We start from the raw sequence: 11760 nt of genomic DNA, 5'->3' as shown, positions 1-11760 counted from the left end.
TAACGAGGGGTAGTGCGGGCATGATTTCGGCTGACACGGTGCAAGCGGACGGCTTGCAAACGAATTTCGACCAATTGCTGGCGGCGAACGGCATCCGGATGAGCGCTGCACAGCGCCGGCGGCTCGCATGGCTGTCCGAACGGCTCGGACGCGCGACCGTCCACCACGCAGGTTTGATGCCGGGGCGGGACTATGGCGTCATCATCCTCGTTGAGCCGCCGAGCGGCCCCGCCGCCGAAATCCTCTATCGGTCGCTTCGCGCCGAGTGTGCAGTCGTTGTCCCCTTCGGCGAAAATCCCGCGTTCGATTTCCTGAAGTCCAAGCTGACCGACTTCGGGACGATCGGGCCGAGCTTCGATGGCCCGCACGAGATGTGGTGGGGCGGCCTCAACTGGCGCCCGATCGCCCCCGCGGAAGGCTCCCGATCCAACTCGGCGCTGCGCGTGGTCTCCTGCTATCCCCGCGCCTGCGGCGAGGATCATGCCCGCGCGCTCCGCGAGAAGCTGGCCGAATTCGAGATCGCCTGCGACATCGCGCCGATCGACATCGCTGATGGCGAGCACATGCGCGCGTCCGAGAAGTCTGCCTTCATGCTGCGGATGTGGCAGGAGCACCGCGAGCCGCTGCTCTTCATCGAGGCCGATGCAACGCTCAGCGAACCGCCATTGCTGCCGTCCTCCCTCGAATGCGACATCGCACTCCACAAGTGGAACCGGTGGGAGATGTCGGCGCGCACTTTGTATCTCGGTCGCACCCCGGCCGCCGAAGCCCTGCTGCGCAACTGGCATCACATCGCGACCGCCTATCCCGCGGTCTGGGAGGGCTACCTGCTCGACCAGGCCTGGAGCCTGACGTCGTCGCAAATGGCGCTCGACACCGCCTGGCTGCCACGCTCGTACCATGCGCCCGCCGAAGACGCCGGCACGCCCCGCCACACCACAATCGTTCACAATCTGCCGACCGATAACAGCGACCTTGGGCCCGATGCCGAATTCGGCGTCACGATGCGGGCCGCGCGGCGCGCCAGCCGCAGCGGCGGCCGCGACGCCATGATCGTGATCAGGTCGCAGGTAGCCTCGAACAACGCGATCACCGTGATCATGCGCGATATCGCGACCAGCGACGCACGCGAAATGGCGGCCAGCATCGAGGCCGTCACCGGCGCGTTCGCCAACGATTGCGGCGGGTTCGGCCGGCTCGAACTCGCGCTTTGCCCCTGGCAGGACGATATCCGCGCGGCGAAATCGGCCGCCGCCAGCGCGAACAACCGGATCATCGAGATTGCGCCCTGGCAAGCATTGCCGGCCGATCTGTTCCGCACCGTGGGTCAGTCCCGCGATGCCGGCAGCGTCCTCGTCATGGCCGGGCAGCGCGGCTGATCAACGGTACAGCCACCAGGCAAGAGAAGGACATCGACATCATGAAGACCATCATCCTTCTCACCGGCGTCGCCAACCAGCAATTCGCGCTCACCGAACTGTTGAAGGCGCACAATCCGGCGCTATCGTTCCGCTGCGCAGTGACGGCCGAGGACCTCACGGCGATCGAGCCCGAGGTGTTGTGCGAGGCCCGGCTGCTCGCGTTCACCACCAGCGTCATCGTGCCTGAAAGCATCCTGGCCGCGCTCGGCCATGGCGCCTATAATTTCCACCCCGGCCCGCCGCAATATCCAGGCTGGGCGCCGGCGCATTTCGCGCTCTATGACGGTGCCCGCACGTTCGGCGCGACCGCCCATGTGATGGCCGCGCGGGTCGATTCCGGTCCGATCGTCGGAGTCGAGTCCTTCATCATTCCCGACAAGATCAGCGTGCGCGGGCTCGAGCAGATCGCCTATGTGCGGCTTGCCCATCTGTTCTGGCGGATGTCGCGCGATCTCGCTTGCGATCCCTCGCCGCTGCAGGAACTGGAAATCGCCTGGTGCGGCATCAAGAGCACCCGGCAGATGTACCGCGACATGTGCGAGCTTCCCGCCGGCATCAGTGCCGGCGAACTGGCCCGCCGAATCCGCGCCTTCCACGACGACTTCCGCGCTATCCCGCTGACCATCTCCGTGCACGGCATCCGCTTCCAGCTGGCGACGACCGCCATGCAGACACCCGAGGCACCGCAGGTGGCATCGCCGCCGCTCGCGGCGGCGTCATGAAGGGCGACGGGACCAGGTTGAAGCGTCATCGCGCTTGATCCTTTCGGAACGCCGCTTCGCACTTCTCCGGGTCATGCCCTAATGCTGCCAGGGTTCACCCTGTGGATCGGCAAGCATCCCGCTCAGGAGCGCTTCGGCCCGATGCAGCAGCGGCTTCGTTCCACTGCTCGATGCAATCGCAATTGCCGCGCGCAACTTGTGCAGAATGGAAGTCCTGTCGTTCTCATTAGACGCCGGCGACACCGCCGCCTCTCCGAACAACGCCTCGGCTTCCAGACCGGAAAAGCCCTGCTGCCGCGCGGCATTTCGCACCTCTCGCAGCATGTTCAGCGCGGCTGGCGCATCGCCGAGCCGGCTCAGAGCCAATGCCAGATAGATCGAGGTACGCAGCACGATCGAGGTATAGCTCACCGACCTGGCTACCTCTCGGGCTTCGACGAGCGTAGCCCGCGCGTCAGCGAGACGTCCCTGTTCCAGATAGGCAATACCAAGATGGCAGGTGATGACAGGCACGAAGAGGCGAATTCCATATTTTTGCGTAATGGCAAAAGCGTCCTCCAGGACCGCCGCTGCTTCGCCAGGATTGCCCCGACCGAGCGCCAGACAACCACCGCTATAGCCGGCGCCAACGCGATCAAATGGCCTGTTGCTCTCATCGGCGATTGCCGACGCGCGTTGATGAAACTCGGCCCCCGTATCAATGTCTCCCAAGGTCGTGTGGGTCACGCTTTTCATCATGCAGCACAGCAGCTCCAGGGTTTTCGGCGTCGTCCCGGGCGGCGCGCTGGCATCCGGCCCGGACAGGCGGAGGCAAGCCTGTCCCAGCATTTGCTCTGCGTCACGATAGCGCCCGGCAATGAAATAGGCCTGGCCCAGGCTGTACTGAGCCAGGTTGAGCCAACCCGGATTGCCCCACTCTCCCGCCAGGCGGGCAACCTCCTTGCCGGTTTCGATCGCCTCGACCGGGGTGCCGTAGAAGTTCTGCGCTCCCGACCTGACCGCCATCGCCGCGACCTTCCGCCCGATATCGTCGATCGCGTTGGCGCGCTCCTCCGCGTCTCTTCCGAGATCGAACCATTCGGCGACCTTGCCTGCGCTCATGAAGGCCGTGCGCGCCTCGATGCGAAGGTCTACCGCATCCGCTTCGCGCGAGCGAGCGAACGGCGTCTTGTCGAGTGCGGTCATCGCGATTTCAAAGTAGTTGGCTGCGTCGGCAAATGCCGATCGTGCCAGGCTCTTCCGCGCGGCAGTTCTGCCGTAGCTGAAAGCTTTCTGCCAGTCCTTCGCTCGCATTGCGTGATAGCAGAGCCTGCTGGGCTCATCATGCGAGCTTCCGTTGCCCTCCAACGTCGCAAGAATGCGTGCGTGGACGCCTTCACGCACTTTTTCGACCATCGAGTCGTAGATGACCTGGCGGACCATTTCGTGCGGAAACTCGAGCACTCGATCCGGCTCGATATCGATCTTCACCAGAAACTCCGAGCGGTCGAGAACCGCCAAGCAGCGCTGCAGCACAGGCTCAGGGAGGCCGGACGCCTCGCGCAAGATAACTTCCGTCGAGCGTGGGCCTAGCGCTGCCGCGATCTGCAACAGGGAGCGCTCCTCCCTCGATACCCGATCCAGACGCGCTGCGATGACTCCCTGGATACTGCTCGGGATACCAAGCTCGCCGACCGGACGCGCCAGCGCCAGATCGCCCCAATGCCCCCGCAGAATCCCGCTGTCCTTGAGACCCCGGCAGACCTCTTCAATGAAGAGTGGCACGCTGGCCGTATGAAGCACGACGCGGCTCTTCAGATCGGCCATGTTCGCGGACCGCCCCAAGATATCGTCCAGCATTTCCCGTCCGGCGTCCTCGGCGAGCGACCGCAACGCGGCGATCTCGGCGTTGCAGCGCGCGATCCAGTCCGGAATGCCGTTGGGTCTGCTGGTCAACAACACCAGAAGGCTAGGTATCTGCAGCGACGCGAGCGCAGCGACAACGGCCTCGCTGGCGCGATCGATCCAGTGCAGATCCTCGACGAGGATCACCGTGCGCTGGCGGGCGACCAGGCTCTCGAGAATCGCGCAGCTCGCGTCGCTGATCGCGCGGCCGCGCGCGTGCGGCTCCAGCTCGCCCCACTCTGGGTCCGATATCGGACGATCCAGCACCGCATTGATGGCGGAACGCGCAATCCCGGTCAGAGTCGTCGGAGGTTCGGTCTGGATATCGGCGTCCGCCGCAGTCCCTTCGAGCATCGACAGCATGAGCGCCTTCAGCGCGCTGAACGGTGCACCTTGAAGATTCGGACTGCACTCTGCGTGGACCGGACGCCAGCCCTCGCGCTTGAGCTCGTCGACAAACTCGTGCACGAGCCGCGACTTTCCGATGCCGGGATCGCCAATCAAGAGCGCCGTCTGCCGGCTCGCCCCGGCATTTTGAGCCAGCTGCCTGAGCAACCCGGTCTCGTCCACGCGGTTGACAAACCGTGCAACGCTTCGCGCCCTGCGTACCCGCCAACTGGAGACATTGGTAGCGCCGGTCACACGGTAGATCGGCACAGGCTCGCTGAATCCTTTGAGTCGCTTGCGACCCAAATAGTCGAACTGGACATTGCCGTCGGCGAGATTCTGACAAGCCTCGGACGCGTAGATCTGATTCGGTCCGGCGACCGCTTCGAGGCGCGCCGCAAGATGCTGCGCTGCCCCTCCGATCTCATAGACCTTGGAATATTCGCTGGCGACCATGTAGGTCACCACGCGCCCCGAATGGAGCCCCACCCGAACCTGGAGCGCCGGATCGCCCAAGCCCCCGATACGTCGGACAAGTTCGATCGCAGCATGGCAAGCAAGCGGCGCGTGGTTGTCGTCAGCAATCGGGGCGCCAAATACCGCGGCGAGCCCATCCCCCAATTCCTTGCTGACGATGCCGCCAAACTGGCGCACTGCGCCGCGCATGGCGGCCAGGGCCGGCTCCAGGCGGGAGACCGCCTCTTCCGGATCCAGGTCCGCTACGAGCCCCGTGGAATCGACCACGTCGGCGCGAAGGATGGTTACAAATCGCTGTTCACTGTCGGGATCGAGGCGCTTTGCTACGGCGGCACCGCATTGGGCGCACCAATTGTCGTCCGCTCCGATCGTCGATTGGCATGCAAAGCAAAGCATTCCTGCTCTCAAAGGCTGCTGCGGTCTCGCCAACTCAGCATCCCGGTGAGCAGCTTAGAGTAGAGATTACCAATCGGGACATGCTTATCAATCCGGACGTGCAGTCCGTCTGCATCCGCGCCAACCCGAGAGGTTGCTAAACTGGACGAGATACAGTCTTGAGTGGTAGGTCGAGGCGCGAGAAATCAGACGGCGCAACTCGAGCCGTACGACCGATTTCGTTCGACGTCCCCGCGTTGCATAACTTATGTATAGCCAGAGTAAGCCAAAGTTGAAATTGAAAGGGAAATCTCATGGGCGGACGAGTGTACAATAACCAGCAATTCAAAGATCATATCAACGCGCATTACTATCCTTTGGAGAACATGATCAAGAGCGTCGCTATACTTAAGGCGTCCGATCTCATCGACATCGAGACGCTGGAATATGGCCAATACCAGCCGATCCTGTCGCCCAGGCACCAGTGGCCGGGCGGAAGCGGCAAGCTGTGGCAGAAGGAGATGGGCAAGGCGCGCCTGGACCTCGCCACTCAAACAAGCACCGCAGCCCTCTCCAAGGATGAGGCCGGCGTCGTACCGCTGACGAAATGCGCGCTGCTGGATGCCGCCGTCCGCAAATGCTTCAACTCCGAACCGCCGATCCCGATGAAGATCGACGTCAAGGAGAAAGACAAGAATGCGCCGGACGCCGATCGGCACGACATTCTGCTGATCTGGGAACACGCCAATGGCGACAATCAGCCGCCGACGCTCCTCCTGCTGACGATGGTCTGCCCGGCCTGATCCCGGATCACAGGCGGCACTTTCCGCACGACGGTATTGCACCTCACGCGGCTGCCTGGTGGCAGCCGCATCAGCCTTGGCGTGCCGGCGGTGCCCTGGGATGATCTATGACGCCGGGCGGCGCTGCTGCAACAGCGCCCTCACCGCACGCTCCGCGGCGCGAGCGGAGCCGAAATAGCCGCCATCGAGGCCATCAAAGGCGCGATCCGAGGAGAAGAAGCAGAAGCCTCGGGCGTCGCTGACAACGATACCCGCGGTTCGATCCGATACTTCGATGACGTAAGCTTGGGATATTTGGGCCTGGGACATGCGTGCTCGATCGCCGGATGGCGGCGCTCCTGTCTGATTGTCGGGTGCTTGGGATCGTCTAAAGCGATCAACAACAGACGCCGGTCGCCGCCGAGACGCAGCGATGCTGCATGCGGCTTCGCATGTCGCACATCAAGCTGTGGTGGTGATGTCTCACGGCGGTGGCCTTGAACAACGCGGGATATCGCGCATCAATATCCAGCCGAATCGCGCGGCGGTCAATGAAATGACCGACCAAAGATCACCGCCCGGCGCGATGCCCCATTCGTGCCGGCCTGCAAGACAGCACAGTTTTGGCGATCACGGTTGCGGTCAACGGAATTGGTTGAGCGCCGGCCGGGCACCGCGTGTCCTGGTGCCCGGCCGCGCTCGCTCAGGGCAGGATCGGCGGGTGATAGGTGAAGGTCGACATCAGGATGGCGGCCAGCAGCATCACGATCGGGAAGTGGATGAAGAACTGCACCGACGTATAACCGATCAGATCCTTCGACTTCAGGCCGAGGATGCCGAGCAGCGGTAGCATCCAGAATGGATTGATGAAGTTCGGTAGCGTCTCGGCGATGTTGTAGACCATCACCGTCCAGCCCAGATGCGCGCCGATGTCGTTGGCCGCCTTCATGATGTAAGGCGCCTCGATAATCCACTTGCCGCCGGCCGACGGCACGAAGAAGCCGAGCAGCGCCGAATAGATTCCGACCAGGAACGAGAAAACGGTGGAACTACTGGAGGCGCCGACGAACCAGTGCGCGATCGTGTCCGACAACGTCGTGCCGCCGCTGCTCGGCACCTTGGTCAGGATCTGCGCGATGCCAGCATAGAACGGAAACTGCAGCAGTACGCCGGAGACGCTCGGCATCGCTTTCGAGAAGGACTCGATCAGGCTGCGCGGCCGCCAATGCAGCACGATGCCGAGAATGAGAAAGACGAAATTGTATGTGTTGAGCCCCGACAACGTGATCAGCGGATTGCCCGACTGGAAGGTCTGCCACAGCCAGCCGGCGGCAAGCAGGGCGATCAGGATCGTCAGCAGAGGACTGAACTCCAGCCAGTCGCCCGGACGGGCCGGCTTCCTGGCCTCGATGCGATCATCGCCGAGCGCAACGCCGAGGTCTTCCGCGGTCTTCGCCTGCTCGGGTGCCGGCGTCGTGAAATAGCAGATCGCCGCCGACACGACGCTCACCATCGCGACGGTGACCATGTTCTGCCAGGTCAGGATGGTCTCCGAGAAGCCGATCATGCCGGTAATCGGCAGAAGCGATGCCGGAATGCTGCCGGCATTGGCCTGGAGCTGCGCGGCGGACGACGTGATGCCGAGGGTGAAGCCGCAGCCGAGCCCGAGATAACCGGCCGCGCCGGCCGCGCGATAATCGAGCCGGATATCCGTCCGCCGCGCGATCTCCCGCACCAGCAGGCCGGAGAAGATCAGGCTCAGGCCCCAGTTCAGCAGCGAGAGGAAGATGCTGAGCATCCCGACAAAGACCACCGCGCCGCGCCCGGTCTTCGGCACGCTCGCGAGCCGCGCCAGCACGGCTGCGACCGGCGGCGACATCGCCACGACGTAACCGCCGATCGCAACCAGCGCCATCTGCATCGTGAAGGGAATCAGATTCCAGAACCCGTCACCAAACGCGCGGCTGACAGCGAGCGGCGAGCCGCCATGCAGGATCGCGCCAGCGGCAACCGCGATCACGGCGATCAGGACGAAGACATACGCATCCGGAAACCAGCGCTCGGCGAACGCCACCAGGGCCTGCGAAAATCGCGCCATGATGTTATCAGCGACAGGTTTTCGCAGGCTCACGGTTTGATCGTGCGTTGCATTCGTCATCAATCTGATCCCCTTCCGGTGATGCGGTTGGCCTTCAATCGTGTTGGTCATCAAAGTGCGAGCGTGAGGTCGGTGAGCGGCACGGCCTGGCAGGCGAAGCACTGCCCCTCGCTCCCATCGACAGGGCCGAGATGGGTGAATTCCCCATCGACCACTTCGACCGCGCAGCTTTCGCATTGCCCGACACGGCAGCCGCTCGGCAGCGCAACGCCCGCCGCACTTGCGGCGTCGAGCAGCGTCCCCTGCTCCGGTCCCCACGAGAAACTCTGTTTGCTGCTGGCAAGCCGGATGGTTCGCGGCGCAAGGTCGCTCGGCACCGACGGCGGCGACACGAAGCTTTCGGCAAAGATGTCGAACCGCGGGATACCGAGCGCCACTGCGGCCTCGATCTGCGCCGTGACGAAATCCGGTGAGCCGCAGATGTAGACCAGCGGCCGGCGCGCCAAGAGCGGCTTGACCTGTTCGAGATCGAGCCGCCCCTTGCGCAGCGACGGCGAAGCGACCGGGTCCTGTGCGAGCGGCGCCGAATAGAACGTTACCCGCGTCAGCCCCGGCGTGCAGGCTTCCAGGTCGGCCAGGCGTTGCGCGAACGGATGCTCGCGGCTGCTGCGGCAGCCGTGGAGCAGCAGGACCTCGGCAACGCGATCTGGTTGCGCCGTGTGTTGCAGCGTCTCGAGATGGCTGATGAACGGCGTGATGCCGATGCCGGCAGCGAGGAAGACCAGCGGCCGCGGCCCCTTCAATGGTGGCGTGAAGATGCCGCCCGGCGGCTCCAGCAGAACATGGTCTCCAACCGCGAGACCATGCAGACGATCCGGCATGAAGAACGGCGCATCGCTGCTCCGCGCTTCACCGAGGAAACGTCCCTTCACCGCAATCGATAACGCTTGCGGCAGGTTGCCCGATCCGGTCAGCGAATAGGCGCGCGCCTCGGTTGCGTCAGGCAACGCGATCATCACGTGTTGCCCCGGCAGGAAGTCCGGCAGCGGACCACCGTCAAGCGGTAGCAGGCTGAGGGCGATGACGTTATCGGCCTCGGCCCTGCGCTCGCCAACCACGAACCGCCGCTGGCCGCTCCAGACGCCGCGGCTGGCCACGTCGTCCCGCCTGATATCACAGACGATTGCGCGCAGCGGAACGGAACCGCTGACCGGATCGCGCGCATCGTCGTGCAGCACCGCGTTGATGTTGCGCGTGAGGGGGCCGGCCGCAGCCGAGCGATCGCGGCCGAGCTGCGGACAATCCTCCCACCAGCCGAATTCGGCGACAACAACCCGTTCGTCTAGCGCCGCATTGAGGCGCACCTTCAAGCGCACGGCCCCGCCTTGTGTTTCCACCACGGCCCAGTCGCCCTCCACCAGTCCGCGCCGCTCGGCGAGCTGCGGGCTGATCTCGACAGCCGGATCGGGCGACTTTCGCCGCAGTGAGGCGACATGCCGCCAGGAGGAGTGAACGAACCAGCCGCTCTTGGCGGTGGAGAGCACGAGCGGAAAGCGTTCGTTTGCCGCTGCCGTGAGCGGGCTGCCGACCGGTTCGACATGATCGGGCAACGGGTCATACCCGTGTCCCAGCATAAGCTCCGAATAGATCTCGACACGGCGTGTCGGCGTCGCAAAGCCCGCCGCCGTTCCGTCCTCGCGCGTGACGGCGTATTTTTCATTGCGGAAGACCTGCGGGAAGCGGCGTCCTTCGGGATGTTCGCGCAGATCCTCGACACCGATGCCGAGCGGCGCCAGCTGATAATTCCAGCCGGCCTTGATGTCGCCGCCGAAGAACAAGTCCCCCATGCCGAGCTTGAGCGCGAGTGCGGCGGCAATCTCATAATCGGCCTTCACCGCGCCCACCGGCTCGACCATGCGCGGGCGAAACTGCACGGTCTCGACGGCTTGCTGCGTGATCTCGAACCCGATCTTGAGCGCGTCGCGCTCCCACGGTGTGCCGGCCGGCAGGACGAAGTCGGCGCTTTCCGCGGTCGGGTTCATGAACATGTCGATATGAACCTGAAATTCCAGCGCCTTCAGCGCCGCACGGTTGCGCTCGGAATGGCCCTGCGAGACGACGAAGTTGGTGCCGAAGGCGACCAGCGCGCGCACGCGGTAAGGTTCGCCCTCGAGCACGGCGTGGCTGAAATCGCGCGCCGTGATCCAGCCCTTCGCCGGCGGGCCGAGCGGCAATTCGGCAATGCCTAGCGCCTTGGCCTGCTGCTCCGGCGGCAGGATGTTGTAGTCGTTGAGAGGACGTGTCGGCGGCGGCACCGGCCAGCGGTTGCCGCCTGGCCGATCGCACGCGCCGGTCAGCGCGTAGAGCGACGCGATCGCGCGCTCGATCGCGGTGGCGTTGGTGTGCTGGCCGACGCCGGTCCAGGAATGATAGGCAAGCCGCGGCCGGGCGGCGAGCAGCGCGTTGAACGCGTCGATGTCCTCGCCACGCAGCCAGGTCAGTTCCGCCACGCGCGCCGGCGTATAGGGCGCGGCGCGCTCGGCCAGCAATTCGAACGCGGTCACCGCCGATATCGTCCGACCGTCGCAAGCACGGATCGACAGCGCGCCGCGAAGCCGGCCGCCGCGCGCCGGCGCGTAACGGGTGTCGCAAGCCACTGGCGACCCGGACGCATCGAGACGAACGAAGGCCTCAGGCGCGCCATCCGGCCACAACGCATCGGCGCGCAGGAAGCGCCCGGTCGCACGATCGACCAGCAGCGATCCATTGGTCCATGCGTCGACGAAGTCTGCATCGAAGCTGCCGGTCGCGATGAGATGACGGATCGCGCCCATCGCAAGCGCGCCATCAGCGCCCGGGCGAATCCGCAGCCAGAGATCGGCCTGCTGACCCGAGCCGTTCGGCTTGGGATCGATCACGACGACCTTGGCGCCGCGCCGCCGCGCGTCAGCGATCCGCGTCGCCTGGGCGAGCCAGGTGCGCGCGGGATTGTGGCCCCACAGGATGATCGCATCGGCATTGTCGTAGTCGGGAAAGCCGATGCCGCGACCGAAGGTCAGCGCGTGCGCATAGTCCTTGTGCCAGCCGCAGATCTCGACCGCGTAGATCAGGTTGGGACTGCCGAAGCCGCGAATGAAGCGCTCGACCCACTCAAAGCTGTCGACCATCGGCGTGCCGCTCGGCGTGGTGACGCCGAACGCCACCGCCTCGGCGCCGCTCTCGGCGCGGATCCTGCCGAGCCGGTCGGCGATCTCGGTCAGAGCCTCGTCCCACGACACCTCGACCCAGCCCGGATCGGCGGCATCACGCGACCGGGTCCGCTTCAGCGGCACGGTCAGACGGCGCGGGCTGGCGACGATTTCGGGGGCGGCCCGGCCCTTGGCGCAAAGCGCGCCGCCGGTCGGGTGGTTATTCAATACCTCCACGCCGACAACCCGCCCGTCCTCGACCACGGTGACAGCCCCGCAGCGCGAGCGACAAAGCGTGCAATAGCCGGGTAGACGCTGTTTCACCATCGTCTCATCTTCAAGTCAACCCTTGTGACGCATTTTTGTAATGCGTTACACATTTACGTCATACGCTACCAGCCGCGTCAAGGCTAAGTAATAATCAGG

At 64.6% G+C, this 11760-nt stretch carries 7 protein-coding genes; 3 read left to right on the top strand and 4 right to left on the bottom strand.

All coding sequences use genetic code 11. The features are described 5' to 3' along the window. Nucleotides 1–20 precede the first annotated feature (20 nt). On the top strand, nt 21–1379 hold the full coding sequence (locus AC066Y_RS07240) for a hypothetical protein (RefSeq protein ID WP_478273264.1): 1359 nt from the start codon (nt 21–23) through the stop codon (nt 1377–1379). 38 nt (nt 1380–1417) lie between these two features. After that, on the top strand, nt 1418–2143 hold the full coding sequence (locus AC066Y_RS07235) for a formyltransferase family protein (protein ID WP_478273382.1): 726 nt from the start codon (nt 1418–1420) through the stop codon (nt 2141–2143). A gap of 78 nt (nt 2144–2221) precedes the next feature. On the opposite strand, the gene AC066Y_RS07230 is transcribed toward AC066Y_RS07235, so the two are convergent. Then, nucleotides 2222–5287, bottom strand: a complete 3066-nt coding sequence (locus AC066Y_RS07230) for an ATP-binding protein (RefSeq protein WP_478273263.1) — start codon at nt 5285–5287, stop codon at nt 2222–2224. 365 nt (nt 5288–5652) lie between these two features. On the opposite strand from AC066Y_RS07230, the gene AC066Y_RS07225 reads away from it, so the two are divergent. After that, the gene (locus tag AC066Y_RS07225) at nt 5653–6069 is read left to right on the top strand and encodes a hypothetical protein (RefSeq protein ID WP_478273262.1); all 417 of its coding nucleotides are present in this window, start codon (nt 5653–5655) and stop codon (nt 6067–6069) included. A gap of 105 nt (nt 6070–6174) precedes the next feature. Here AC066Y_RS07225 and AC066Y_RS07220 read toward each other — a convergent pair whose 3' ends face one another. The 3 genes from AC066Y_RS07220 to AC066Y_RS07210 form a co-directional block, all read right to left on the bottom strand. Beyond that, the gene (locus AC066Y_RS07220; RefSeq protein ID WP_456665959.1) at nt 6175–6378 is read right to left on the bottom strand and encodes a hypothetical protein; all 204 of its coding nucleotides are present in this window, start codon (nt 6376–6378) and stop codon (nt 6175–6177) included. Nucleotides 6379–6751: 373 nt separating this feature from the next. Further along, nucleotides 6752–8206 carry a short-chain fatty acid transporter gene (locus AC066Y_RS07215; RefSeq protein ID WP_478273261.1) on the bottom strand — a complete coding sequence of 485 codons (1455 nt, stop codon included), beginning with the start codon at nt 8204–8206 and terminating at the stop codon, nt 6752–6754. 50 nt (nt 8207–8256) lie between these two features. Beyond that, a complete protein-coding gene (locus AC066Y_RS07210) occupies nt 8257–11661 on the bottom strand; it encodes a molybdopterin-dependent oxidoreductase (protein WP_478273260.1) in 3405 nt (1134 codons plus the stop codon). Between the last annotated feature and the right edge of the window lie 99 nt (nt 11662–11760).

The organism is Bradyrhizobium sp. USDA3010 (genome assembly GCF_056429065.1).
This window is presented reverse-complemented; position numbering and strand designations above follow the sequence as displayed.

Bases quoted from the DNA above. Each gene is read 5' to 3' on its own strand.
- AC066Y_RS07240 (WP_478273264.1), top strand. From the start codon at position 21: ATGATTTCGGCTGACACGGTGCAAGCGGACGGCTTGCAAACGAATTTC.
- AC066Y_RS07230 (WP_478273263.1), bottom strand. From the start codon at position 5,287: ATGCTTTGCTTTGCATGCCAATCGACGATCGGAGCGGACGACAATTGG.
- AC066Y_RS07225 (WP_478273262.1), top strand. From the start codon at position 5,653: ATGATCAAGAGCGTCGCTATACTTAAGGCGTCCGATCTCATCGACATC.
- AC066Y_RS07220 (WP_456665959.1), bottom strand. From the start codon at position 6,378: ATGTCCCAGGCCCAAATATCCCAAGCTTACGTCATCGAAGTATCGGAT.
- AC066Y_RS07215 (WP_478273261.1), bottom strand. From the start codon at position 8,206: ATGACGAATGCAACGCACGATCAAACCGTGAGCCTGCGAAAACCTGTC.
- AC066Y_RS07210 (WP_478273260.1), bottom strand. From the start codon at position 11,661: ATGGTGAAACAGCGTCTACCCGGCTATTGCACGCTTTGTCGCTCGCGC.